Below are 24,590 nucleotides of genomic sequence, written 5' to 3' on the forward strand. Positions count from 1 at the left end.
CGGCGGCGGCTGCGGCCGGTGCCTTCGCCGGACGGCCCGCCCGCACGAACAGCGGAATCACCACGGCCAGGTACACCACCCAGGACACGACCTGCAGCACCGTCATCTTGGGCGTGAGTTCGGTGATGCCCGAGATGACCGAGACCCACCAGGAGTTCGGGTCCGCGTGCGCGGTCACATCGAAGGCCACCCACTTCAGGCCGGGCAACCACCCCGCGTCCTGGAGATCGCCCAGACCGTATGCGAGCACACCGGCCGCGATGACGATCAGCAGCAGCGCGGTCCGATTGAAGAACACCCCGAGGTTGAACCGCACGCTCTGCCGATACAGCAGCCAGCACAGGGCGATGGCGATGATCAGGCCCAGCGCCGCGCCGATGAGCGGGGCCACCGTCGCGCCGGACGCCTTGACGGCGGTCCAGACGAACAGCGTGGTCTCCAGCCCTTCCCGGCCGACGGCGAGGAACGCGGTCAGCGCCAGCGCACCCGCACCCAGGGCGGCGGCGCGCACGACCTCACCGCGCAACTGTTTGGACAACGTCGCCGCCGTGCGCCGCATCCAGAAGATCATCGCGGTCACCATGATCACGGCCAGCACGCTCAGGACGCCGCCGACCGACTGCTGCGCCGAACTGGACAGCACGCTGGTCGAATAGGTCAGCACCGCCGCGAAACTGCCCGCCACCGAGATCGCGCCGAGCAGGCCGAGCCAGATCGGTGCGGTGGCGACGGGACGTTCCGCGGTTGCCGCCTTGCGCACGGCGGCCAGCAGGATGGTCACCACGAGACCGGCTTCGAGACCTTCCCGAAGGCAGATCAGCAGGTTCGGTACAGCCTCAGCCCAATTCACAAAGCCAAAGGTAAGGCATACCTATATGCCAGGTCCAATTATTCGCCACAGAATTCTGTGAAATTTCTGATAGTCGTGGCAAACGCGTGGCGAGAGTCCGCGGCGGATCAGGCCGAGGTGCGGGTAGCTGTTCCGGCCAGATCGACGACGAGTTCGCCGATCATGTCACGGGTCGCGCGAGCGCGAGCGAGGGCGGGGTCGAGAGGATCGGCGTCGAGGAGGTCTATCAGGTCGTTCAACGAGCCGAAGATGGCGACGAGCCGTCGCACCGCAGCGCGCCGGTCGGCCGGCGCGAGGGGCAATGACATGGTGCTCACGTGACAGGTATCGCCGTGGCGCGGCCCATGTTTCACATTCGACGTGAGATTTTCCGCGGCTCCTCGCGGCGGGCCGCCGCTGCCGCCCGCCGCCGTACCGACCGATCAGTCCGCTACGTGCACAACGAGTTTGCCGACGTTCTTCCCGACCAGCAGTCCGCGGAACGCCTCGATCGTGCCGTCGAAGCCCTCGATCACGTCCTCCAGATAACGCACCTGGTCCTGCGCGATCCACTGCGACATCTGCTCGAGGAAGGCGGGCATCTGCTCACCGGCGAATTCGGACTGGATGAAGCCGCGGACGGTCAGGCTCTTGCGCAGCACCGTCGACATGAGCAGCCCCAGCCGGTCCGGCCCCTCGGGCAGGCCGGTGGCGTTGTAGTCGGCGACCAAGCCGCACACCGGGATTCGAGCGAAGGAGTTGAGCCGCCCGAACACCGCGTCGAAGACCGCGCCGCCGACGTTCTCGAAGTACACATCGATACCATCCGGCGTCGCGGCGGTGAGCTGTTCGGCGAAATCCGGCGCGCGGTGATCGAGTGCGGCATCGAATCCGAAGCGATCCCGCAACAGCGCGACCTTCTGCGGACCGCCCGCGATGCCGACCGCCCGCGCGCCGTGGATCTTCGCGATCTGCCCGACCGCGGATCCCACCGGTCCGGTGGCCGCCGCGACGACCACCGTCTCACCGGGCTGCGGACGGCCGATGGTCAGCAGACCGGAATACGCGGTGAATCCGGGCATTCCGAGGACGCCCAGCGCGGTGCTCACCGGCGCGGCGGCCGGATCGAGGCGGCGCAGATACCGCACCGGCTCCACCGAATGGGTCTGCCAGCCGCCGTAACCCAGCACGATGTCACCGGATCGCACTGCGGGATCACGGGATTCGAGGACGCGCGAGACCGTGCCCCCGACCATGGTCTGCCCGAGCTGCACGGGGGGCGCATAGGACGGCGCATCGCTCATCCGCCCGCGCATGTAGGGGTCGAGCGATAGATAGAGCGTTTCGAGCAGCGCCTGACCCGTATCGGGTTCGGGCAGCTCGACGGTCTCGGTTCGGAAATTCTCGGGTTCGGGCATCCCGACCGGGCGCGATGCCAGGACGATCCGGGTGCTCTTCATCGGTGCTGCCACCTCCGGTGAGTCGGAATCGGTACGCGCACGAGTCTCCCACGCAGCACTGCGCCGGCGACGCGGACCCGCTGCTCAGCCGCAGTGCGGGGTGACGCGCAGCAGTGCGGCGTCGTGGGACGCCAAGGCCTCGGCGGTGAGTGCGCCGGTCGTGGTGTGCGTGGTGTGCGACCACAGGTCTCGCACGGTGTAGCAGGATGCGGGCGGCAGGCCCGCGGCCCGCGCGGTGGTGATGACGTCGGCGGGCTTCTCGGCGCGGTTGAGCAGCGCGACGGCCGTCGATCCGTCGGACAGGCGCTTGGTCATGATCCGGTCGTCCGTCGGCAGCAACGCGCCCTGTACCGACGCCGGATCCTGATCGACCGCGACGACCTCCCGATTGGTCAGGATGGCCCGGGTCTGCGCGGACATGGTGCGCACGTCGTTGCCCGCGATCAGCGGCGGCCAGCATCGCCCACAGCGAGAAGTGCGCGCGCTGTTCGGCCGTGGTCAGGCTGTATTGCGGATTACTCAGGGCCGCAATCTGTTCCGGGGTCAGCACGACCTTCTTGGCGAGCTGCTTGATCGCCGCGCGACCCGCTTGCTGCTGATCCTGGTTCAGCGGAAGCGTTTTGAGCAGCACACTGGGCGCCGTGCCCACATGGGTGCCGAGGAATTCGGCGAGCTGGGTGCCGACGACGAGCATGTCCGGATCGTTCCAGTGCCCCGGACGGCTGCGCGCGGCCAGTGGTGCGGCGACGCGCACCTGCTCGACCACGCCCAGGAAGTTCCGCGGAACGAACTGGTTGATCGTGACCGGCGGTAATGTGTTGCGCCAGAACGGGAACAGATCGTGCGCGTTGCGGGTGACATCGGAGATTCGCGACCAGTCGTAGTCGCCCGCGGTGTCCCGGTCGGAGCTGTTCGGGTTGATGCTGTAGACGATGTGACGTCCGCTGGCGCGCAACGCATCTCGCATGGCGGTGAACTTGCGGACCTGATCGCCGAGGTCGCTGCTCGCCCGGCACCAGTCGTATTTGAGGTAGTCCACGCCCCAGGCGGCGAAGGTCCGCGCGTCCTGGACCTCGTGCCCGGCGCTGGCGTTCTGCGTTGTCTGCCCACAGGTTTCGTTGTAGGGGCTGGAGTACAGGCCCAGCAGCATGCCGCGGTCGTGCGCGTATTGGGCCAGGGCCGCCATGCCGTGCGGGAACTTCTGCGGATCGGCTTGCAGAGCGCCGTTCGCATCGCGGTCGGTGGCCGCCCAGCCCGCGTCCAGATCGACGTAGCGGTATCCGGCATCGCGCATGCCGGAGGCGACCATGGCATCGATCGTCGTCTCGATATTCTTCTCCGACAACGTGATTCCGGAGTTCCAGGAGTTCCGGCCCATCGGACTTTTCGAACCACGCTGCCTCCCACCGAACTTGGCCCGTCCGATTCGCCGGGTTGCGACCACGGTGGCATATCGGAGTCGGGTGTGCGCGCCGGAAAAGTGCGCGGGGTGTTGTCTGTGTGATTTTTGCTGATTCAGCAAAACTCCTTGCCGGAATCGGATGTCATCCGGAGGGTGGTGTGTCGAGGAGGTGGTCATGGTGACCGAGCAATTGCAGGACGGATACGACGTGGTCGTCGTGGGTGGCGGTGCGGCCGGGCTGAACGGGGCGCTGATGCTGGGCCGGTCGCGGCGATCTGTCGCGGTGATCGATTCGGGTGCGCCGCGCAACGCACCCGCCGACGGGGTGCACGGGCTGCTGGCCCGCGAGGGCACCCCGCCCGGTGAGCTGCTGGCCCGGGGTCGCGCCGAGGTCGCCGGATACGGCGGGACGGTGGTGACCGGCGAGGTCACCGAGGTCGTGCGGGACGAGGGCGGATTCGTGGCGAGCCTGGCGGACGGCAGGTCCGTGCGGGCGCGTCGGCTGCTGGTCACGACCGGTGTGGTCGACGAACTGCCCGATATTCCCGGACTGCGGGAGCAGTGGGGCCGCGATGTGGTGCACTGCCCGTACTGCCACGGCTGGGAGATCCGCGACCGGGCCATCGGAGTGCTCGGCACCGGACCCATGTCGGTCCATCAGGCGCAGATGTTCCGGCAGCTCAGCGATGACGTGGTCTACTTCGCGCACACCGCGCCCGCGCTGTCCACCGAGCAGGCGGTGCAACTCGCCGCGCGCGGTATCCGCGTCGTGGCAGGCGAGGTGGCGTCGGTGGAGGTGACCGGCGAGCACATCACCGCTGTGCGCCTGGCCGACGGCACGCTGGTCCCGCGAGCGGCGGTGGCCGTCGCCTCCCGCCTGGTCGCGCGGGCCGGATTCCTCACCGGAATCGACCTGTACCCCGTCGAACATCCCAGTGGCGCAGGCGATTACATCCCGTCGGACCCGGTCGGCCGGGCCGAGGTCGCCGGAGTCTGGTTGGCGGGCAACGTCACCGACCCCTTCGCCCAGGTCGGCGCGGCGGCCGCGGCCGGAGCCATGGCGGGCGCGCAGATCAACGCCGATCTGATCCTCGAGGAGACCGCACTGGCCGTGGCCGCCTACGAATCACCGTTCTCGGCGGCGGAAGAGGCGAAGGTCGCCACGGTGGTCGGCGGTGAGCGCCGACACGGCATCTAGTCCCAGGCCCGTTGCCTCCGTAGCCCCCGAACATCGATCGCCTCGACCGGTGAATACCGCGGGTGTCGTCGCTCGCGCCGCTGCTGCCAGGACCGACGTCTTCGGCTCGCCGGTTCCCCTGCGCGTCGGCTCAGAGCATCAGGTCCGACTGCCCGATCTGCCCGAAAGCGATGTTGACGAGAGCGTGAGTGGCGGAATGATCGCCTACTACACCGACACGGTCGAAGGCACGGACGACTCCAGCACCCGGTACGAAGAATCCGGCGAGTGCTTCATCGATGGGCGTCCAGCGACCATGCAAGAAGCACGTTTCGGCGGGATCGTCGTTCAAATGGGGTCGGCCGACCATGTATCTCGGGCCGTCGACGGCTGGGACGGTAGTGCCCCAGCCGATGGCCGTGATGCGGTCGGACGTGGTAAACGAAACGTAGGCGTTGGTGGTCGTTCCGACGTTGCGGGCTCAGCCAGGCGGCGGTGCCCCGGCCGGATGGCGACGGCCGGAACAGCGGTCGCCCGCATCCCATACGCTTGGTCGGATGAACGAGTGTGCTCCCGATGCGCTGCGGGTCGGATACGTGCCGGGCGTGACGGTCGCCAAGTGGGCACGGATCTGGTCGGAGCGGTTCACCGACGATTCGCTCGACGTGGTCGGCATCCCGCAGGCGCGGCAGGAGTCGGCGCTGCGCGACGGGCAGGTCGACATGTGCTTCGTCCGCCTGCCCATCGATCGCGACGGGATGCACGCGATTCCGCTGTATCGAGAACTGCCCGTCGTCGTGGTGCCGAAGGACCATCCGATCGCGCTGTTCGAGGAGGTCGCCACGACCGATCTCACCGACGAGCGCATGCAGGACGCCGACGACCTCGACGCCCTGTCCGGCACCCTGGAGTTGGTCGCGGCGGTCGGCGGCGCGGCGATCATGCCGCATTCGCTGGCCCGCCTGCATCACCGCAGGGACCTCGTCTACCGCACGGTCACCGACCTCCCCCCGACCGAGATCGCCCTGGCCTGGCCGATCGACCTGGACAATCCGGCGGTGGAGGATTTCATCGGCGTCGTCCGAGGCCGTACGGCTCGCAGCACCCGTGGCCAGCAGGACGCGTCGTCGGGTGGCAACGGTAGAACCGCCGATGGCAGGACCGGTACGGCCGACGGAACGGGAACACAGTCCGGGCGAGCGCGTTCCGGCGGCGGGAAGTCCGCGGGCGGCAAGCCCGCGACCGGCAAGTCCGCAGGCGGGAAGCCTGGTGCGAGGGCAGGCGCTGCAAAGGGTCGGGGAACTCGCGGGCGGCGAGGTCGCGGATAAGACCCGTGGCTCGCTATCGGCGGCAGGAGCAACGAGCCGAGGCCGCTTGTCGCTGGTGGAGCACCATCGCTACGGGTGATCGAGGCCGATGACAGACAATAGAAGTGCAGGGGGCCGACGACAAGACGCCGGCCGACGGACAGTGCGTATGGACGACAGCCGAGAGCGATGGGGTGGCCCGACGTCGAGACGCTACGAGTTCATGCCGGGTGCTGAGCAACGGGGCGCAAGACCGTCGTCGCACGAGGACCCACAGGCTCGGGCACCTCGGTCGCGAGGAACCGAATTTCTCTGTGCCACAGGGGCTTCGGTTGCGGATCAGAGCGATCTCGGATACTTCCCCGGACAGCAGAAAGCCGCCCGGTGACGTGCCCCGCAGGGCTCCGAGCGGCCGATTACCCGGTTCTACTTGGGCTTGTTCCTGGTGACGAAATCGCGGACCAGGATGCCCACGATGGCGGTGGCGAACAGGATCAGGTAGGTGTACCCGGTCCAACCGGTGGAGGCGCCCTGCTGGTTCTCGTACAGCATGGCGAGCAGGATCAGGGCGACGACGACGCCCGCGACCTTGAAGGTGCGTCGAGATTCACCGCTCCAGCCGAAGGCGGCGGAGGGAACCTCGGCGGGGTCGACCTTGGTGACGACGCCGCTCTCGGCGTGTTCCATTTCCGTGCCGGCCACTGCTCGCTCCCATCGGTTACAGGTAGAACTGTCGGACATCATCGTTACATACGACTGCCCGTCGTAGCCAGTGGGGTGAGCAGGTGTCCGCTTCCGTAGTGCGGAACAATGAAGTGGTGTCCGACATAGTGAGAGTCCTGCTCCTGGGCAGCACCGGTTCCATTGGTACGCAAGCGCTCGAGGTGATCGCCGAGAACCCGGACCGGTTCCAGGTGGTGGGGCTCGCCGCGCGCGGCGGCAATACCGATCTACTGACACAGCAGATCCGGGCCACCGGAACCACCGAGGTCGCCGTCGCCGATCCCGCCGCGGCCGCGAAACTCGGTGTCTCCCTTGCCGGTCCGGATGCGGTCACCGAACTCGTCCGCCGCACCGATGCCGACGTCGTACTCAACGCCCTGGTCGGTTCGCTCGGACTCGAACCGACCCTGGCCACCCTGGAATCGGGCCGCCGCTTGGCCCTGGCGAACAAGGAATCCCTGGTCGCGGGCGGCTCACTGGTGACCCGGGCGGCCAAGCCCGGCCAGATCGTCCCGGTGGACTCGGAACATTCGGCGATGGCGCAGTGCCTGCGCGGCGGCCGGGCGCAGGAGGTGGACCGTTTCGTGCTCACCGCGTCGGGCGGCCCGTTCCGCGGCTGGACCGCCGCGATGCTGGATTCGGTGAACCCGGACGAGGCCAAGGCCCATCCGACCTGGTCGATGGGCCTGATGAACACCCTGAACTCGGCCACCCTGATCAACAAGGGCCTCGAGCTGATCGAGGCGCACATGCTGTTCGGCATTCCCTACGACCGCATCGACGTCACCGTGCATCCGCAGTCGATCGTGCATTCGATGGTCACCTTCGCCGACGGCTCGACGATCGCCCAGGCCAGCCCACCCGATATGAAACTGCCGATCGCGCTGGCCCTGGGCTGGCCGGACCGGGTGTCCGGTACCCTCGCCCCGCTGGATTTCACGAAGTCGCACACCTGGGAGTTCGAACCGGTCGACGCCGAGGTGTTCCCGGCCGTCGAACTGGCTCGCCAGGCCGGTCAGGCGGGTGGAACCGTGACCGCGACCTACAACGCGGCCAACGAGATCGCGGTGCAGGCGTTCCTCGACGGACGGATCGGCTTCCCCGGTATCGTGCGCACGGTCGCGGCTGTGGTCGAGTCGGCCGACCAGTGGCGCGCGGAACCCAGTACCTTGGACGAGGTGCTCGCGGCGGACGCGTGGGCGAGACGGCGTGCGCGCACGTACGTAGGCAACTGACGCAGGAGGATCGACACCGCATGGGGTTCGCGATCGGGTTCGTGCTGTTCGCCCTCGGTATCACGGCGTCGGTGGCGCTGCACGAATGCGGGCATATGTGGGCCGCCCAGGCCACCGGCATGAAGGTGCGCCGCTATTTCATCGGATTCGGCCCGAAGGTTTTCTCCTTCCGCCGCGGTGAGACCGAATACGGCCTCAAGGCCCTGCCGCTGGGCGGTTTCTGCGATATCGCCGGGATGACCGCGCTGGACGAGATCGATCCGGCGGATCTGGATCGGGCGATGTACCGCCAGAAGACCTGGAAACGGCTGGTGGTGATGGTCGGCGGCATCGTGATGAACTTCGTGCTCGGCTTCATCCTGATCGTGATCCTGGCGGTCGGCTGGGGTCTGCCGCGCCTGGATTCGCCGCCGGACAACCAGATCGCCGTGGCCTGCGCGGGCGCGGACAATGCCGACGGCACCCACCAGAAGTGCAGCGGCGAGGGGCCGGCCCAGCTGGCGGGTATGCGTCGCGGCGACAAGATCATCGCGGTGGGCGGCGTCGCGGTGAAGAACATCGAGCAGATCGCGAGCGAGACCAAGGATCGCACCGGACCGATCGACTACACCGTCGAGCGGGACGGCAAGACGCTGCACATCACGGTCGATCCGGTGCGGGTGACCACCTATCCGATCGATCCCACGACCAACAAGCCCGCCACGACCGCGGTGACGGCGAGCAAGATCGGCGTCTCGCAGGACTATTACGACACCTCGCACTACAACGTCCTCACCGCGATCCCGGCCTCGATCGGGTTCACCGGCGACATGTTCGGCAAGACCTTCGAATCGCTGGCGCAGATGCCGACCAAGGTCGTGAATCTGTGGCACGCGGTGACCGGCGGCCAGCGCGATCCGAATACGCCGGTCAGCGTGTACGGGGCGAGCAAGATCGGTGGCGAGACCGCCGAGCGCGGCCTGTGGAACGTGTTCATCCTGGTGCTGGCGAGCCTGAACTTCTTCCTCGGCGCGTTCAACATCCTGCCGCTGCTGCCGCTGGACGGCGGGCACATCGCGGTCGTGCTCTACGAGAAGGTCCGCAACCTGCTGCGCGGTCGGCGCGGTCTGGACGCGGGCGGCCCGGTCGACTACCTGAAACTCCTACCGGCGACCTACGTCGTCGTGGTGATCGGCGGGGCGTACATGGTCCTGGTCCTCGTCGCCGATATCGTGAATCCGATCAAGCTCTTCTGACCGGGCCTCAGAACAATCCGCCACCCGCGTGGACGGTTTCGCCGGTGATCCACCGGGCCGCGTCGGAGGCCAGGAAGGCGACGATGTCGGCGATATCGCCGGGCTCGCCGATGCGGCCGAGTGGGGTGGATGCGACGACCTGCGCGGTCAGCTCCGGGCTGCGCGCCGCGGCCAGCGCCTCGGTCCGGATCGCGCCCGGCAGCACGTTGTTGACGGTGATCCCGCGTGGCCCGAGTTCCCTGGCCAGTATTCGGACCAGTTCCTCGCCCGCCGCTTTGCTCGCGCTGTACAGGCCGGACCCTGGGCGATGCGTGGCGGTCACCCCGGATGAGATGACGATGATCCGGCCGTTGTCCCGCAACCGGTTCGCGGCCTCACGCAACGCGACGAAGGTGGTTCTGGTGTTGAGGGAGAACATCAGTTCGTAGTCTTCGTCGGTAGCCTCGGCGATCGGGGCGAATCTGGCCGTGCCGGCGTTGTTCACGAGTGTGTCCACTCCTCCGAAGCGCTCTTCGGCGCTATCGAACAAACCTCGTAGCTGCGTCGGATCGGCGACGTCGGCCCGTACGGCAACGCCTCGACCGCCTGATCGTTCGATCGTGTCGACCACCTGCTCTGCCGCGGATCGGTTGGACTGGTAGTTGACGACGACCGCCGCGCCGTCAGCGCCCAGTCGCTCCGCGATGGCCCGCCCGATCCCGCGAGATCCTCCGGTAACGATCGCGACCGGCATGACACCTCCCAATAGTCCACTATCTAGATAGTAGAGATAATCAACCAATTTGTTGAGACTGTCAACAGTCGGTTCTCTAGACTTGCTGCATGGCGACCGAGGATCCAGGGCTGGCGGCGGCCTTCGCAGGGCTGAATCGTGAGGTGAACGCGCTCTATCACCTGATAGCCCGGCGGCTCGGATTGACGATGCAGCAGGCTGAACTGCTGTGCCAATTGCGTGGTCACCCACCGTCTTTCGGCGAGTTGGCGAGTGCGCTGGGTTGCGACAAGACCAACGTGACCGGCTTGGTGGATCGGCTGGAGCGCCGAGGATTGCTGGCCAGGCGGACCGATCCCGCGGACCGCAGAGTGACCCGGGTCGTCATCACCGATCAGGGCCAAGCGATGCGGTCCGAAATTCGGGCAGCCCTCGAAAAGGAATTGAGCATGCGGCTGCCATCCATCGATCGGGGGCAATTGGTCGCGCTCGTACAGGCTTCGGCAACCGCGTTGGCCGATAGTCGGCCCGGCAACTGACACGCGCCGACGTCACAACGTCGCGCTGCCCGGACGTGCCCGCCGCATCCAGCGGCGACATCAACTGCGCCGGAGCCGTCACGTCCGCCCATGTGGCGACGGCCTGCCCGTAGGCGGCGTCGATCCTCGCGGTGATCGAGAAATAATGTACGAGAATCATATCATCTCTAACTCGAACTGGATAATATGAGTTTCATATTTCATGACTGTTGGATCGAGTTGCCTCGGCGGCTTGCCGGGCATGGGAGAGGTTGATCATGTACGTCCTCATCGGAGCTACCGGGATCGTCGGCCGGGAGGTCGTCGCGCGGCTGCGGGCCGCCGATGCGCCGGTCACCGCCATTACCCGCGATCCCGGAACGGCAGGTATGCCACCGGGAACTGTTGTGGTACAGGGTGATTCGTCGGTGCCGAAGATTCCGGAGCAAGCCTGGAGCGGTGTCGAGGCGGTGTTGTTGAGCTCTCGGGCCGCTATCGCATCGGCGCGCGAAATCCTCTCCGCCGCAGCCGATCACGGCGCTCGGCGAGTGGTGGTGGTCTCGGCGGCGACCGTCGAGTACCCGGCCGGGGAACCTCGGTTCATCGCGGGCTTCCGGGCGCTGGAAGCCGCGGCCGAGGCATCGGGCCTGGCATGGACTGCGCTGCGCTGCGCCGACTTCGACGCCAATGCTCTGGCGTGGGCGCCGCAGCTGCACGGCGGGGACGTAGTGCGCGGGGCATACGGCACGGCCGCCACGTCCCCGATCCACGAGCGCGATATCGCCGCCGTCGCAGTCCGCGCTCTGACCGAGGACGGTCATGCGAGCCGCCGGTATGTGCTGACCGGCCCGGAATCGCTGACCCAGTACGACAAGGTCCGGATCCTCGGCAAGGCCATCGGGCGTGAGCTGTCGTTCCTCGAACTCACTCCCGAGCAGGTATACGCCGCCATGACAGCGCAGGGTCTACCCGAGGATGTCCCGGCTCGACTGCTCGGCTCCCTGTCCGACTACGCCCGCGATCCGGGCCCGACCACAGACGTCGTCGCGCAGCTGCTCGGCCGCCCCGCTCTCGGCTTCGCCGCGTGGGCCGTCGATCATGCCGCCGCATTCACCCATTGAAAGGGCTGTTCAGCTCGGCGGGGTGGCTACGCCCGAGTCGTCCGGAATGTCCTGCGCTTGACGTGGTGTGCGCCGATCGAAGGGTGGGTGGTTCGGTGTTCAGGGAGCCGAGCAGCCTGAGCAGCGCATCAGGCGTTCTCGCGCAACAGGGTTCGGCAGAGGTGGTCGGCCTGTCGGGTGGTCTCGGGTTGGCGGTAGCGCGGTGCGAGGGCGAGTGTTGTCGTGCAGGCGGTGTCGAGCGAGATGCGATGTCCGATCGAGACGAACACGGGTTTCACGCCGGGCTGGGTGCGGACCGCCCGGCCGACCACCTCGTCGCTCAAGAGGATGTCGCTGACCGATCCACGTTCGGGACCCGGCTCGGAAGCATTGCCCCACAACGATTTCGCGACACCAATGGTGGGCAGTCCGGTCAGTAGCCCGAGATGACATGCCAGCCCGAAGCGGCGCGGATGCGCCAGCCCCTGCCCATCGCAGATCAGCAGATCCGGTGTGGTGCCCAGCTTTTCGAGCGCGGCGATGACGGTCGGCAACTCCCGGAACGCGAGTAGTCCTGGGATGTAAGGGAATTCGGTCGTCCCGTGCGCGGTGGCAGTGTCCACCGGCGCCAGCGTCGCGGCGTCCAGAACCACCACGGCCGCGACGACATTTCCCTGTTCGTCATACGCGGAATCCAGTCCCGCGACGGTCTCGAAGTGTGGCGGTCGCGGATCGCTTCGATCGACCTGATCCCGCAACCGATTCTGAAGCGCCACAGCCGCATCCGGATCGTCCGGAAGTTCCGCCGTCATCGCCAGCCGCATGCGTTCAATCTAGCGGTTCAGCGGATGCGGCCGGGCGAGCGCGTGGACCGGGTAGGCGGTGTCGTCCGGGTAGTTCCGCTTTCGTTGCCGGCCCCGTGCGCCGACCCAGCTTCCCTGACCGGCGCTCAGTGCCGGACCGGATCTCGGATGCATGAAGCCGCGAATCCCGATCCCGCGAGCAAGTGTGGTCCGGCAGACGCGGCCGGGGACAGCGCGGATCCGATATTCGGCATCGGCGTGCGCGTGATCGAGGAACCCGTGTGCGATCCCGGCCGCGTCGGAGACTATCTGCTGTTCAATGCGGTTTTCCGGTAGTGCGCGGCGATCTCGTCGCTGGTGGTGACCCAGACGCCCGGATGATTGGTGACGTAATCCAGCGCCTCGTCCAGATACCGGCGGCGGAACGCCTGACCGGTGACGAACGGATGCAGCGCCAGGGGCAGCACCCGGCCGCTGTCGGCGGAGTCCTCGTAGAGCTGGTCGAGTTGATCGACGACCATCCGGACGAAATCGGGGCCGGTGAGTCCCTTGCTCACGAAGATGCCGATGTCGTTGAGTTCCACCGAGTACGGGACGCTGAGCATGCCCGGGACGTTCAGCGGGTAGGGCTGATCGTCGTTGGTCCAGTCCAGGACGTAGTCCAGGCCCAGTTCCGCGAGCAGCCGGGGCGTTTCGAAGGTTTCGGTCAGGCCGGGTCCCATCCAGCCGCGCGGGCGCTGCCCGGTGGTGCGTTCGATCGTGGTGACGATGTCGCGCAAGGCGATTCGCTCCTGTTCGGGGGACAGTCCGGTGTGCAGGTGGCTGTTGCTGCTGCCGTGTGCCAGCCATGCCCACTCGCGTTCCACACCCGCGCGGATGATCTGCGGATACCGTTCGCCCACATCGGAATTCAGCAGTGCGCTGGCCCGGATGCCGTACTTGTCCAGGGTGTCGATCAACCGCCAGATGCCCACGCGCGGGCCGTAGTCGCGCCAGCCGTAGGTCGCGGTGCCGGGCAGATCGACGTAGAAGTGCTCGATATTGAGCCCGACGTAGAAGGCCACACGCTTACCGCCGGGCCAGCGGATCGGCTCACGATCGATGATCGGGCTGTAGTCGAAAAGGGTGATGTCCGTACTCATATCGCTATGCTCGAACCCTCACACATATGTGAGAGTCAACCGGAAGTCGTTGTGAGGAGCGGCATATGCGGATCGGGGAATTGGCGGAGCGCACGCAGACCTCGCCACGTCTGCTGCGGTACTACGAGGAGCAGGGACTGATCCGCGTCGGCCGCGCCGCCAACGGTTACCGCGACTACGACGAACGTCTGGTCGATCAGGTGGTGCACATCCGCGGACTGCTCGACGCGGGTCTGCCGACGCGGCTCATCAAGCAGATCCTGCCCTGCTTACAGGACCCCAGCGATATCCACTTCGCCGACGCGACGCCGGAGATCATCGCAGTCCTGGAATCCCAGCGTGATCGCCTGACCGAGCGCGTCGAACTGCTCACACACAACCGCGACGCCATGACGGCCTATATCGACTCGTTGCGCGGCTGTATGCGCCCGACTGGCTGATGGGGCTGGTGCGGGGCAGGGCGATAGGGGAGGATGGTCACGCGGTGCCTGGCACCGTGCGTTCTGAGTGTGTTCCGCGACCATGTCCGCTACGCAGGAGGAATGACGAATCATGGTGACACTCGGGAAGTTTCGGCATACCGCTCGTCTGTCGATCGTGGTGGGGACCGCTGGGGCGGCCGTGGCGCTGGCCGCGGGGCCGGCGTTCGCCGCCAACGGCATCGACGTCACGGGAGTCGGCCCCAGCAATATCAAGGTGAACTACAGCTGCGATGCCTCGGCGGGAGTCTCCGCGATCCGGGTGATGGCCGGGGATCCCACCTCCGACCGGCCGACCGGCACCGGCACGCAGAAGGCCATCACCTGTAACGGCGCTCAGCACACCACCGTGGTCATCCTGCAGGGCACGCCGCTCTCGGGTGGGCGTCAGGTGCAGGTCCGCGCCGCGCTGGTGGATCGCAACGACACGGTCATCAAGGGGACGGCCAAGCTGTTCACCCTCGGCTGACGCTGTTACGTCCGGCCCCGGGACACGTTTCCCGTGGGCCGGACGTTTCAGGTGGTGAGCCGGTCGTCCTCGCTGATGAACCGCGTCGCCACGACGCTCACCACCGCCGTCGCCGCGAGGTACCCGCAGGCCAGCCACGGTGAACCGTGCGTCACCGCGATGAGTGAGGTGACGATCATGGGCGTGATGCCCGAGGCGTAGATCCCCGAGACCTGATAGACGAACGACAGCCCGGTGTATCGCACCTCGGGCGGATACAGGCCCGCGTAGAGGGTGCCCTGCGCGCCGTAGAACAGCGCGTGCGCGCCGCCGAACACCACGGTGATCGCGGCGGCGAACAGCACGATGTTCTTCGTCTCGAACAGTGCGAACACCGGATACACCAGCAGCCCGTACGCCGCGATGCCCACGATGTAGACCCGTCGCGGACCGTATCGGTCGGTGAGCCGTCCCGAGATCGGGATCAGCGCGGCCATCACCACGGCGGCGATGGTGACCGAGACGAGCACCGGAACCTGGCTCAGCCCCAGATGACCGGTGGCGAAGGTGATCGCGAACACGCCCCAGGTGTTGAAGGCCGCGCCCTCACCCCAGCGCGACAGCAGGCCGAGGACGGTATTGCGGCGGGTGCGCACGTTCCGGAACAGTTCGACAACGGGCACCTTGGAGATCCGGTTGAGCCGGTCGATCTCCCGGAACGCGGGCGTCTCATCGATCCGCAGCCGCACGATCAATCCGATCGCGACCAGCACCACACTCGCGCCGAACGCGATGCGCCACCCGTAGCTCAGGAAGGCGGATTCGCTCAGCGTCGACCGCAGTAGTGCGAAAACGCCTGTGCCCAAAGCCAATCCGAGCGCGAGGCCGATCTGCGGATAACTGCCGAAGATCCCCACCTTGCGGCGCGGACTGTATTCCACGGCCAGCAGCACCGCCCCGGCCCATTCCCCGCCGAGCGCGAAGCCTTGCAGAATTCGCAACAGCAGCAACAGAATCGGCGCGGCGACCCCGATCGCGCTCGCGGTGGGCAGTACACCCATCAACGCCGTGGATGCGCCCATCAGCGCCATCGTCAGCGCGAGTGTCCGTTTGCGCCCGATCCGATCGCCGATATGCCCGAAGACGAGTCCGCCGATGGGCCGCATCAGGAATCCGACCGCGAACGTCGCGAACGACAGCATCGTCCCGACGAAACTGCTGGTATTCGGGAAGAACAACTTGCCGAACACGATTCCGGCAGCCGTGGAGTAGAGGAAGAAGTCGTACCACTCGACGGTGGTCCCGATCAGACTCGCCGCGATCGCGGTTCGCGTGTCGGTGGCCGTGAGCCGCCGATCATCCGCCACCCCGCGCTCGTTCACCGACGCGGATTCCAGTAACGACATGGGTGATCCTCTTCTTCTCCAGCGTCGACTCGACCAGCCAGGCTAGGGCTTGGCGCAGGCGCTCAGAAGGGTTCCGATCACCGAGATTCCAGCCGGAGGCGGCGCGCGATCTCTCTACGGGACTTGGTCCCATGACTGAGGCTATAGTGACGGCACCAAGTCCCGTCGGCGTCGAACGACCGAACCAGGAAGGAATATCCGCGACGCGGGGCAAGCTGATCATCACCCCGGGTTGACCGAACCTCGGCCGCTGTCGGTACAGCGCGAGGGAAGCTGTAATGGATTGTGGCTCAGGACAATCCGAAGGTCACGGATGCGGCGCGCGGGGGTATCACCGCTGCGCCCGAGGAGCGAGCGCGTCGGATGGCCAGGCGGCCAGGAAATCCGTGATCAGAGGGTTGGCGTCGGCCGAGCGGGTCGCCAGGACGACGCGGACCGGGTCGATGCCCTCGATGGGCACGGTGGTCAGGTCGGGGCGCAGCTGGGGCCGCCGGTCGCCGGCGGCCAGGATCAATATCGTCCGCGCCTCGGCGACGAGGTCGAGCTTGTCTTCGAACGATTCGTAGTCCATCGGTGCGCTGCGAGCCGCGATGCCGTCCGGCCGCGGCTCCAGACGGGCGAAGTCGCTCCACTGCGGGACCGCGTTCGGGCATTGCGGAAGAGCTTCGTCCACGAAGTCGTCCACGGTCACCGACTCCTTACCAGCGAGGCGGTGGTCCGTGGGGACGACCAGGACCCGCGGCTCGGCCCACAGTTCGGTGAGGCGCAGGCGGTCGGTGGGGAAGGGCAGTGGGGCGCGGGCGACCAGGGCGTCCACCCGGCGGTCGGTGAGGGCGCGGGCATCGTTCCAGGCCAGGTGGCGGGTGCGGATGCGGGCCGTGGGGCGCTCGCGTCGCAGCCGGCGTACGGCGTGAGTGATCACCAGGTCCTCCACGTACCCGATGGTCAACTCGCGCGGGGCGGCGGCGTCGCGGGTGGTGAGCTCGGCTTCATGAGCCGCGTGCAGCAGCGCCCGAGCCTGCGGCAGAAAAGCGCGACCGGCCGCGGTGAGCGGGCTGCCCTGCGGGGTGCGGTCGAACAGGCGCACGCCCAGATGTTCCTCGAGGCGCTGGATCTGGCGGCTCAGAGACGGCTGCGCGACGTGCAGCACCGCGGCGGCGCGACCGAAGTTGGCGTGCTCCGCGACGACGGTGAAGTAGCCGACAAGCCGCAGATCGAGATCCGAACCGGGAATGCGCACGTTTCGAGCGTACCGGCATGCCGTGCGTGCATGCCGGGTTGCCGATCAGGTCTTGGACGCCGTCGACCGTCCGAGATTTGAATGGAGACATGGGAAAACACGACGGAAAGCGCGCGCTCGTCACCGGCGGCAGCAACGGAATCGGCCTGTCGATCGCACGTCTGCTGGCCGCCGAGGGCGCTCGGGTGATCGTCACCGGGCGCACCGAAGCCGCGCTCGAAACGGCGAGCGAAGAGGGCCTGATCGCGGTTCGCAGCGACGCGACTGCCAAAGCCGACATCGACTCCTTGGCGGGGAAGGTCGCGGAGACGTTCGGTCAACTGGATGCGGTGTTCCTGAATGCGGGCATCACCGACATGGTGTCGTTCGAGGCGACGACCGAGCAGATATACGACGCCATCTTCGCGACCAATACCAAAGGGGCCTACTTCACCCTGCAACGACTGCTGCCGCTGCTGGCCGAGGGCAGCGGCGTAGTGCTGACCACCTCGGTGGTGAACCAGCTGGGGCAGCAGGACCTCGGTGTCTACTCGGCGAGCAAGGCGGCTCTGCGGTCGATGGCGCGCACCTGGGCTCGCGAACTGCTACCGCGCGGCGTACGTGTCAATGCGGTGAGCCCGGGGCCGATCGACACGGGCATTCTGGCCAAGAAGCTGCCCCCCGAAGCGGCGGATGAAATGCTGGCGGGCCTCACCGCCCAGGTTCCGATGCAGCGCTTGGGAACCCCGGAGGAGGTCGCGCGCGCCGCCGTTTTCCTCGCCTTCGATGCGACGTACACCACCGGCGCCGAACTCGCGGTGGACGGTGGCGGCACCCAGTTGTGACACCGGATTCGGGTGCGGTGTCCGGTCGATGTGGATCCGATCCGGCGTGTCTGGATGTCTGCGGGTCAGTCGAGGAATGTCACGGTCTCGGACAGTGGGGCCCGGACGCTGTACTGGTGCGGGATCTCGGGGTCGGGGTGGCCGATCGACATGCCGCAGAACAGGATTCGCTCCGGTGGTGGTGTGATCGTCTCGGCTACGGTGCGGTGGTATTCGGACCAGGCGATCTGGGCGCAGGTGTGCAGATTCTCCTGGCGGAGGAGGAGCATCACCGTTTGCAGGTACATGCCCGCGTCGGCCCATTGGGGTGCGGGCATATCGCGGTCGAGGTAGCAGAACAGGGCGGTGGACGCGCCGAAGCAGTTCCAGTTCTCGGCTCTGACCCGGGCGCGTCCGGCGGCGTCGTCGCGATCGATGCCGACGGCTTCGTAGCGGCGGGCGCCCATCTCATGCAAGCGCTCTCGATACGGGGAGGTCAGGTTCGGGGGGTACCAGGCGAATTCCGGTTCGTCCCCGCGGTCACCCGCGGCGATCCGCTCGCCGACCCGTTTCTTCAACTCCGTCAGCGGATCACCGCTCAGGACATAGATGTGCCAAGGTTGCAGATTGCCCCCGGAAGGCGAACGAGCAGCCGCACCGAGCACCCGTTCCAGAACCTCCCGACCCACGGGCTCCCCGGTGAACGCCCGAATCGACTGCCTGCTCCGCACCGCCTCGTAGACATCCACCCCCGCATCCTACGTATGCCTGCCCGATGAACGATTCCTCTTGTACAACAATGACTTTCGATCTGGGGAATCCGTCGACTGCGCTTCGATGCCGACGAGTGCGCCATCGGTCGGGAAGACCCCGGTTGGCAGCGGATATCGTGGGCGATGTGGACCATCTTGCAGTACTGCGGGCAAAGCTCATCGAGTTCGGTGCGCTGATCACCGCCGATCTCGACCTGTCCGAGCCCGTGCCCAGTTGCGGCGACTGGACCTTCCTCGATCTGGCCGACCACCTGGGCAACGGCAATATGTGGGTGGTGGTCGGTGTGCGGGAGGGGCGGGGTGATCGTCAGGATGAGCCCGCACCCAAAGATCCGGTCCGGCTACGAGACTGGTACGACGACACCGCATCCGCCCTCGTCGCGGCGCTGTCCGTAGACCCCGAAACCCCGGCCTGGACTTTCACCAGCCAGCTACCGCGCACAGTGGGCTTCTGGCGTCGGCGCCGGATGCACGAGACGCTGATGCACCTGTGGGACGGGCAGAATGCGCTCGGCACACCAGAACCGTTCGCCCCGGACCTGGCGGCCGACGGCATCGCGGAGGTCTTCGAACTCTTCGCACCCCGAATGATCAAGCGCGGCTTGGCCGTAGAGCCGGATACGGCGATCGGTATCCACGCCACCGATACCGGAGACAGCTGGACCTATGGCCCAGCCGAACCGGCTGCCCGGCTGTCCGGTACCGCCTCGGATCTGCTACTCGCCCTGTGGGGCCGCAAACCTCTCTCCGACCCCGCACTCACGTGGTCGGGAGATCGCAAGGCAGGCGAGCGCGCATTGTCCGGTCCGTTGGTGCCTTAGCCTGCGGGAAAGTGCGCGAGGCCGACCACGGGCACGCCCGGAACAGCTTCTACAGAGACGCACTGAACGATGAGCGATCACATGAGTATGGATGCGCTGCGGCGTGAGCGGTTCGATCGACCGGACTTCGATGCCGACGAGTATGACGCCGGGCGTGCCCCCACTATCGGGATGCTCGAACGGCTGGCCCACGCGCTGGAACTGCGGTTCGTCGCCCGATTCGAAAAGCGTGATGCGGATTCATCTCACGGCCCGGCTCATGACGTTGGTTCTGCCGTGGCTCCTGGGGGGCCGTTGCCGGTACAAGGCTGCGGCGTCGACGAGCGTTGGCAACGGCCATGTGGCACAGCAGGGTTGGCGCTGGGGCCGTAGGAGGCTTGCGGATCGACGTAACCTTTCGAGGGTGAAGGAGACGGTGACCTACGTGGAAATGACAGCCCGTGGTCAGCTCGAGTCGGCCGCTCCGGTTCCCGGCATGGACCTGCGTCCCTTGGATCGAGATTCACCACTGGTTGTCGATCTCCAGGTCCGGATCGGCGCTCCCTACGGCTGGACGAGTGCCAGGCGAGCCGAAGCGGAATGGGCAAGTTGGTTCGCGAGCTGCCCGGGCCGGACGTTCTGGCTGCTGACCTTCGAAGATGAACCGGCAGGGTTGCTTTCCTACGATGTCCACCCGGACGACGAGGTCGAGATCGAAACCTTCGGCCTGGTACCGGAGTTCGTCGGCATGGGCCTGGGCGGACACGCCTTGACACTCGGAGTTCAGCGGGCCTGGGAGCTGACCCCCACGGTGAAAAGAGTCTGGCTACACACCTCGACGCTGGACCATCCTCACGCTTTGTCCAACTATCACCGACGAGGCTTCCGCACCTTCAAGATCGAGGAAGGAGAGCGCGGCTGAGCAGAGCGGTCATGCGGTCATTGATCGCCCGCGATCCCGCCGACCCGGTTCGTCTGCGCGTGCTTCAGGCAGTTCACGCAAACCACCGGCCAATCCGGCCCGTGGTTCCATGCCCCCGAATCCCGACAGCGCCCCCAGGGTGATGGCCGCCCGATCGTTTCATCTTCACCGTGAGCATGCTGGCAAATATCCCATGCATGTGTGGGTTGCCGTGATCCGTTGTCGCGGTTGGCTGATCGGCCGGACGATGTCAGGTGTCGAGCCAGGTCTCGATTTCTTCGAGGGTGTCTGCGGTGTAGACGGGTTCGTTGTCGGTGAGGTCGAGGAGTTGCCATTTGTAGGGGGTTGGGTTGTTGCGGACGAGGCGGTAGCCCTGGGTGGTCGCGCGGGCGATCAGGGTTATCGCTCGGATGAGGTGTGGCGGGAATTGTGTTGGGGTGGTGTGGGTTTCGTGTTGATCCGTCATGGGTGCCGCCAGGGGCGGTAGGAGTCGGGGGTGATGCGGCCTGCGGCTACCAGGGCGGCGAAGGCGGCGCGTTTGCGGGCGCAGGTGTGGTCGCGGTGGAGTTGCATGTCGCGGTGGGCGGTGGCGATGGTGAACGGTTGGGCGGGAGTGCCGCAGGACGAGGGTGCGGGCACTGGGGTGGGGTGCGGGCGACCGGGTTGTGGTGTAGTGCCGCAGGTCGATGGGGCTGAGCGGTCTGCGGGGCAATGGTGTTGCGGTGCATCGCTGGAGGACGCGGGTGAGGGCTGGTCGGCTGGGTTCGGACGGTGGGGGTGCCAGGGCCGGCAGCGGTTCGGGCGGAGCGGCCATAGGCAGCCGAGGGCGAGTAGGACCACCGCGCAGCCGGTGAGGACGGTGATGATGCTCGACAGTTCATCCCAGGCGGACATCGGGCTCATGGGGCATCACCTCGACTGTGGAATGGTTGGGTGCAGTGGTTGGAGGTGGGCGGGGCATCCCCCTGGCCACGCACTTCCTGGGCGAGACGGTCGAGGCTGTCGAGAATCTTCCGGAAAGGTTGTGGCTCCGGGAAATTCGGTGTGTGTGTCGGGCTCGCGTCAACGGGTATGGGGAGGCCGCGGCGGTGGGCTCGTTCGCGTGGGGTGGTGATCGGGGGGACTGTGCGGCCGTGGTGGACGAGGGTTGCGTAGGCGACCCATTTCCAGGCGCAGTGGTCGATGCGGCAGGTCAGGTGGTGTTGCATCTGGTGGTGTGCGAGGTCGAGACCGGCGTGTTCGCACACTTCCGACGGGATGACGATGGTGTCGCCGGTTCTGGTGTAGTACAGCATCTTCCGTTTCTTCTGCTCGGTGGATCGGTCGTCGGCGCGTAAAACGCAATGCGGAAAAGGTTGTGGCATCGGCAAATAAGACCACTGACCGATGAGATTCGGTGGCCGCGAACACATGCCAGTAAATCATTCGACGGGTACGGTGGGGGGCCACCGTTGGATTTCGCCTGGAGACGAAATCACTCCACATGGTTTGGAACATTGGAACATTCCATTTGATATGGAACGAATCCGAATGTCGTACAGAACGGTGACCCCGCAAATGGAAGGTCGGTGTTTTCAGTGTCTGACGAACCACACAACAGCTCTCTGCCGCGCCGCGAGCTCGGTCGCCGTCTGCGTGAGTTTCGGGAGAAGCGCAAGATGACCCGGACCAACGCGGCACGGCGGTGCGAGATGGGCTCGCAGACGTTGTGGCGGTTGGAAACCGGTCGCAGCAGCACGATCAAGCGTGTGACCGTCAATCTGTTGTGTGACCTGTACGAGGTCACTGACGATGAGCGTCGGGTTCTGTTGTGGCTGGCAGAGGAGTCGCGTAAGGACGGTTGGTGGCAATCATTCGCAGGTGGGCTCGCTCCGGATGCTGAGTTGTATGTTGGCCTCGAGGGAGCGGCGTGCCGTCTGGCAACGTGGCATATGGCAGTTCTTCCTGGATTGCTTCAGATTCCGGAGTACCGGCGAGCGATATGGGAAGCGCAAGGGCGTCCAGTGCATATTGATAGCGAACTGGGGATCCTTGCGAAACGACAAGAGCGTCTGGATGACCCGAGCTTTACATTCACAGTTTTCTTGTACGACTCCGTGCTACGACAGAATATCGGTGGCAAGGCTGTAATGATCAGCCAGCTGCGGCACCTGCTCGAGGGCAGTCGGCTTCCAAATGTGTCGATCAGGATTGTTCCATTCGACGCTCCGATACATCTGGGCCTGCATGCCAAAGACTTTTCCTTCCTGGAGTTCCCGGAGCATCCGAATCCGGTACTCACCGAGCCGCCCGTCATCTACGTGGAGAGCCTCGCAGGTGTGCTCTACCTGGATAAGCCCGCTGAGATCGAGTTGTATCAGGACGCTCGACACGACCTCGAGCGAGTAGCCTTGAGCGAGAACGACACCCGAAGCCTCATCGAGGCGATTCAGAAGGAGTGGGGACTATGATCATCGACTTGTCGGGTGCGCGGTGGTTCAAGAGCAGTCGGAGCCTCAGCGGTAAAGACTGCGTTGAGGTGGCCCATCTGCATAAAGACATGGTCGGCGTCCGAGATTCGAAGAATCCGTCCGGTCCGGCGCTGGTTTTCAGTTCAGCCGAGTGGGATGCGTTCACCGATCGGCTCGCGGAGGGTGGGCTCGATCGGTAAGGGCCAATTCTTCGGTGTAGCAGCATTTTTCAGTAACGTCACTGCTCACCGGCCCGCAGATGAAACATGGTCGGCGTCGGAGTTCATCCGATGCCGACCATGTCGTCTGTGACCACATCAGGCCCGTCCGAAGCGCTGCATACAGGTTCGAAACGCGATGCTTACGGTATCGAGCGCGTCTGGCCTGTGCAGACGCTGCGGGTCCTCTTGTGGCCCAACGGTTCACAGCATCGATGTGCAAGCTCATGATGGACGGCGAGATTGCTCCCCTGAGAGGTCGTCGAAGGTACATCCGATTGCTAAGGTAAGTCGACTTGTTCTCGACGATCGGGGGTTGTATGCGTGCGCTGGCGGTAGTGGCTGGTGTGTGTGCAGTACTGGCAGTGGCCGGATGCAAGAGTGAGTCGGGATCGGCGACAACATCCGCGGCCAAGCTAACTGAGGCTCAGCTTTGGGATCCGTGCACGTTGTCAGACAGCGCTCTCCAAGCAACTGGGGTCGATCCGAGTACGAAGGATACGAACCCATTCGGTGGGCATCAGACTGGGTGGAAGGGGTGCGATTGGAGAAACGACACCTACTATTTGAATGTGTTCACTACCGTGCACACGATGGACGAGGTTCGTACCAATAACCTTCTCAAAAATGTGCACGATGTCGATGTGGCTGGTCGAAACGCTGTCAGTGAGACCCAGGGCTCTAGCAATGACAACTGTGGTGTCGACTTCCCCACTTCGAAGGGGGTAGTGCAGGTGGTAATTCGCCAACAGTATGGATCCCCGTCCGCTGGCGATCTTTGTGCGATTGCTCTGCGGTCGGCAAACTCCCTGAATTCGTCGATCCCTAAATAAAGATCATGAAATTGGAAACATAGGACGGATCGAGAATCATGGTCGACGCTAATCAACTTGATATGAAGCAGCAGTTCACGAATCTTGCTAATGGGGCTGCGTCGGGCCAGCTCATTATCGAAGATGGTGTGGCGGATAAATGTATCCAGCACTGTCAGAATTACATGGTAGATTTAAAGTATTTCTTGAACCACTGCGATAACTTGGTGCGCGCGGATTCGTATGGTTCGCTCAATTCTGCGTCGGCGCTCGGAAATAAATTCAACACGTTGGCGAGCGGCGGTACCGGGTCGGGCTCCCTGAAAGAGGCGATTCAAGAGCGCATTGATGTCGTGCAGCAGATGGAAGAAATGCTGAAGAAGGCAAAAGAAGCGTTTATCAGCTCAGACGAGGCTACCAAAGATAAGATTCGTCAAGCTACAAAGAATATCAATAGTTAACTAGTTCAGGGGGATTGAAGGCGAAATGGGATTCGGTGATTTTATCAGCGGTCTGACCAGTCAGTTCAGCTCTAGCGTCAAGCCTACGCAGAGTCAGAAGGATGCCGAGACCAAGGGGGGTGCGGATCGCAACGC

At 65.5% G+C, this 24,590-nt stretch carries 30 protein-coding genes and 1 pseudogene; 17 read left to right on the forward strand and 14 right to left on the reverse strand.

Annotated elements, in window-relative coordinates:
• The 4 genes from efeU to NM2_RS51965 all read right to left on the reverse strand — a co-directional run.
• Positions 1-850: iron uptake transporter permease EfeU (gene efeU / locus NM2_RS30780; RefSeq protein WP_174575704.1), on the reverse strand; the 850-nt coding region annotated here is incomplete at its 3' end.
• Between the two features lie 107 nt (positions 851-957).
• Entirely contained in the window at positions 958-1,158 is a 201-nt protein-coding gene (locus NM2_RS30785) for a hypothetical protein (protein ID WP_067676143.1), read from the reverse strand.
• Between the two features lie 114 nt (positions 1,159-1,272).
• Positions 1,273-2,289: an NADPH-dependent curcumin/dihydrocurcumin reductase gene (gene curA / locus NM2_RS30790; RefSeq protein WP_067676146.1), complete on the reverse strand. Its 1,017-nt coding sequence runs from the start codon at positions 2,287-2,289 to the stop codon at positions 1,273-1,275.
• Positions 2,290-2,373: 84 nt separating this feature from the next.
• Complete coding sequence (locus tag NM2_RS51965) at positions 2,374-2,709, reverse strand: hypothetical protein (RefSeq protein WP_067676149.1); 336 nt, start codon at positions 2,707-2,709, stop codon at positions 2,374-2,376.
• Between NM2_RS51965 and NM2_RS51970 the strand changes: the two genes are divergently transcribed.
• Complete coding sequence (locus NM2_RS51970; RefSeq protein WP_067676151.1) at positions 2,708-3,103, forward strand: hypothetical protein; 396 nt, start codon at positions 2,708-2,710, stop codon at positions 3,101-3,103. The genes NM2_RS51965 and NM2_RS51970 overlap by 2 nt on opposite strands.
• Here the strand turns inward: NM2_RS51970 and NM2_RS47990 are convergent.
• A pseudogene (locus tag NM2_RS47990) lies at positions 3,026-3,868 on the reverse strand (glycoside hydrolase family 27 protein); the annotation flags it as partial. The gene NM2_RS51970 and the pseudogene NM2_RS47990 overlap by 78 nt on opposite strands.
• Here NM2_RS47990 and NM2_RS30805 point away from each other — a divergent pair.
• On the forward strand, positions 3,867-4,889 hold the full coding sequence (locus NM2_RS30805) for an FAD-dependent oxidoreductase (protein ID WP_245718294.1): 1,023 nt from the start codon (positions 3,867-3,869) through the stop codon (positions 4,887-4,889). The pseudogene NM2_RS47990 and the gene NM2_RS30805 sit on opposite strands and share 2 nt — an antisense overlap.
• 536 nt (positions 4,890-5,425) lie before the next feature.
• Positions 5,426-6,196 (forward strand): LysR family substrate-binding domain-containing protein, encoded by a 771-nt coding sequence (locus tag NM2_RS30815; RefSeq protein WP_067676156.1) that lies wholly within the window; start codon positions 5,426-5,428, stop codon positions 6,194-6,196.
• 405 nt (positions 6,197-6,601) lie between these two features.
• On the opposite strand, the gene NM2_RS30820 is transcribed toward NM2_RS30815, so the two are convergent.
• A complete protein-coding gene (locus tag NM2_RS30820; RefSeq protein WP_067676162.1) occupies positions 6,602-6,877 on the reverse strand; it encodes a DUF2631 domain-containing protein in 276 nt (91 codons plus the stop codon).
• A 116-nt stretch (positions 6,878-6,993) separates the two neighbouring features.
• On the opposite strand from NM2_RS30820, the gene dxr reads away from it, so the two are divergent.
• A complete protein-coding gene (gene dxr, locus NM2_RS30825) occupies positions 6,994-8,133 on the forward strand; it encodes a 1-deoxy-D-xylulose-5-phosphate reductoisomerase (RefSeq protein ID WP_067676324.1) in 1,140 nt (379 codons plus the stop codon).
• A 20-nt stretch (positions 8,134-8,153) separates the two neighbouring features.
• Positions 8,154-9,368: a M50 family metallopeptidase gene (locus NM2_RS30830; RefSeq protein WP_067676164.1), complete on the forward strand. Its 1,215-nt coding sequence runs from the start codon at positions 8,154-8,156 to the stop codon at positions 9,366-9,368.
• A gap of 7 nt (positions 9,369-9,375) precedes the next feature.
• Here the strand turns inward: NM2_RS30830 and NM2_RS30835 are convergent, their stop codons facing one another.
• The gene (locus NM2_RS30835; RefSeq protein ID WP_067676167.1) at positions 9,376-10,101 is read right to left on the reverse strand and encodes a glucose 1-dehydrogenase; all 726 of its coding nucleotides are present in this window, start codon (positions 10,099-10,101) and stop codon (positions 9,376-9,378) included.
• Positions 10,102-10,190: 89 nt separating this feature from the next.
• On the opposite strand from NM2_RS30835, the gene NM2_RS30840 reads away from it, so the two are divergent.
• Positions 10,191-10,619: a MarR family winged helix-turn-helix transcriptional regulator gene (locus tag NM2_RS30840; protein ID WP_067676173.1), complete on the forward strand. Its 429-nt coding sequence runs from the start codon at positions 10,191-10,193 to the stop codon at positions 10,617-10,619.
• 257 nt (positions 10,620-10,876) lie between these two features.
• Entirely contained in the window at positions 10,877-11,719 is an 843-nt protein-coding gene (locus NM2_RS30845; protein ID WP_067676326.1) for an NAD(P)H-binding protein, read from the forward strand.
• Positions 11,720-11,847: 128 nt separating this feature from the next.
• On the opposite strand, the gene nfi is transcribed toward NM2_RS30845, so the two are convergent.
• The gene (gene nfi / locus NM2_RS30850) at positions 11,848-12,522 is read right to left on the reverse strand and encodes a deoxyribonuclease V (RefSeq protein WP_157121412.1); all 675 of its coding nucleotides are present in this window, start codon (positions 12,520-12,522) and stop codon (positions 11,848-11,850) included.
• Positions 12,523-12,806: 284 nt separating this feature from the next.
• Positions 12,807-13,643 (reverse strand): polysaccharide deacetylase family protein, encoded by an 837-nt coding sequence (locus tag NM2_RS30855; protein WP_067676178.1) that lies wholly within the window; start codon positions 13,641-13,643, stop codon positions 12,807-12,809.
• Between the two features lie 65 nt (positions 13,644-13,708).
• Here NM2_RS30855 and NM2_RS30860 point away from each other — a divergent pair, with 65 nt between their 5' ends.
• Both NM2_RS30860 and NM2_RS30865 read left to right on the forward strand, forming a co-directional pair.
• Positions 13,709-14,083 carry a MerR family transcriptional regulator gene (locus tag NM2_RS30860; RefSeq protein ID WP_067676184.1) on the forward strand — a complete coding sequence of 125 codons (375 nt, stop codon included), beginning with the start codon at positions 13,709-13,711 and terminating at the stop codon, positions 14,081-14,083.
• Between the two features lie 112 nt (positions 14,084-14,195).
• Positions 14,196-14,591, forward strand: a complete 396-nt coding sequence (locus NM2_RS30865; RefSeq protein WP_067676186.1) for a hypothetical protein — start codon at positions 14,196-14,198, stop codon at positions 14,589-14,591.
• Between the two features lie 47 nt (positions 14,592-14,638).
• Here NM2_RS30865 and NM2_RS30870 read toward each other — a convergent pair whose 3' ends face one another.
• Positions 14,639-15,976 (reverse strand): MFS transporter, encoded by a 1,338-nt coding sequence (locus NM2_RS30870; RefSeq protein WP_084531734.1) that lies wholly within the window; start codon positions 15,974-15,976, stop codon positions 14,639-14,641.
• Between the two features lie 331 nt (positions 15,977-16,307).
• Complete coding sequence (locus tag NM2_RS30875) at positions 16,308-17,216, reverse strand: LysR family transcriptional regulator (RefSeq protein ID WP_067676190.1); 909 nt, start codon at positions 17,214-17,216, stop codon at positions 16,308-16,310.
• Positions 17,217-17,305: 89 nt separating this feature from the next.
• On the opposite strand from NM2_RS30875, the gene NM2_RS30880 reads away from it, so the two are divergent.
• Complete coding sequence (locus tag NM2_RS30880; protein ID WP_067676193.1) at positions 17,306-18,040, forward strand: SDR family oxidoreductase; 735 nt, start codon at positions 17,306-17,308, stop codon at positions 18,038-18,040.
• Positions 18,041-18,105: 65 nt separating this feature from the next.
• Here the strand turns inward: NM2_RS30880 and NM2_RS30885 are convergent, their stop codons facing one another.
• Complete coding sequence (locus tag NM2_RS30885; protein WP_067676196.1) at positions 18,106-18,768, reverse strand: nitroreductase; 663 nt, start codon at positions 18,766-18,768, stop codon at positions 18,106-18,108.
• A 149-nt stretch (positions 18,769-18,917) separates the two neighbouring features.
• On the opposite strand from NM2_RS30885, the gene NM2_RS30890 reads away from it, so the two are divergent.
• Positions 18,918-19,613, forward strand: coding sequence for a maleylpyruvate isomerase family mycothiol-dependent enzyme (locus tag NM2_RS30890; protein WP_067676335.1), 696 nt, complete (start codon positions 18,918-18,920; stop codon positions 19,611-19,613).
• Positions 19,614-19,716: 103 nt separating this feature from the next.
• Entirely contained in the window at positions 19,717-20,514 is a 798-nt protein-coding gene (locus NM2_RS51020; RefSeq protein WP_218026023.1) for a GNAT family N-acetyltransferase, read from the forward strand.
• Positions 20,515-20,764: 250 nt separating this feature from the next.
• Here NM2_RS51020 and NM2_RS30900 read toward each other — a convergent pair whose 3' ends face one another.
• Together NM2_RS30900 and NM2_RS49470 are read right to left on the reverse strand one after the other, a co-directional pair.
• Entirely contained in the window at positions 20,765-20,980 is a 216-nt protein-coding gene (locus NM2_RS30900) for a hypothetical protein (RefSeq protein ID WP_067676201.1), read from the reverse strand.
• A complete protein-coding gene (locus tag NM2_RS49470) occupies positions 20,977-21,153 on the reverse strand; it encodes a hypothetical protein (RefSeq protein WP_157121413.1) in 177 nt (58 codons plus the stop codon). The genes NM2_RS30900 and NM2_RS49470 overlap by 4 nt, the downstream gene beginning before the upstream one ends.
• Positions 21,154-21,647: 494 nt before the next feature.
• Between NM2_RS49470 and NM2_RS49475 the strand changes: the two genes are divergently transcribed.
• The 5 genes from NM2_RS49475 (at position 21,648) to NM2_RS30915 (ending at position 24,455) form a co-directional block, all read left to right on the forward strand.
• Complete coding sequence (locus NM2_RS49475; protein ID WP_157121414.1) at positions 21,648-21,851, forward strand: hypothetical protein; 204 nt, start codon at positions 21,648-21,650, stop codon at positions 21,849-21,851.
• A 240-nt stretch (positions 21,852-22,091) separates the two neighbouring features.
• Positions 22,092-22,964, forward strand: coding sequence for a helix-turn-helix domain-containing protein (locus tag NM2_RS30905; protein ID WP_157121415.1), 873 nt, complete (start codon positions 22,092-22,094; stop codon positions 22,962-22,964).
• Positions 22,961-23,164 carry a DUF397 domain-containing protein gene (locus NM2_RS30910; RefSeq protein WP_067676211.1) on the forward strand — a complete coding sequence of 68 codons (204 nt, stop codon included), beginning with the start codon at positions 22,961-22,963 and terminating at the stop codon, positions 23,162-23,164. Before NM2_RS30905 ends, NM2_RS30910 begins: the two co-directional genes overlap by 4 nt.
• A gap of 338 nt (positions 23,165-23,502) precedes the next feature.
• Positions 23,503-24,015 (forward strand): DUF3558 domain-containing protein, encoded by a 513-nt coding sequence (locus NM2_RS53100; RefSeq protein ID WP_084531736.1) that lies wholly within the window; start codon positions 23,503-23,505, stop codon positions 24,013-24,015.
• A 38-nt stretch (positions 24,016-24,053) separates the two neighbouring features.
• Positions 24,054-24,455 (forward strand): hypothetical protein, encoded by a 402-nt coding sequence (locus NM2_RS30915; RefSeq protein ID WP_157121416.1) that lies wholly within the window; start codon positions 24,054-24,056, stop codon positions 24,453-24,455.
• Positions 24,456-24,590: the final 135 nt, after the last annotated feature.

The sequence above is a fragment of the Nocardia miyunensis NBRC 108239 genome (assembly GCF_001613065.1).
In the GTDB taxonomy this organism is placed as follows: Bacteria; Actinomycetota; Actinomycetes; order Mycobacteriales; family Mycobacteriaceae; genus Nocardia; species Nocardia miyunensis.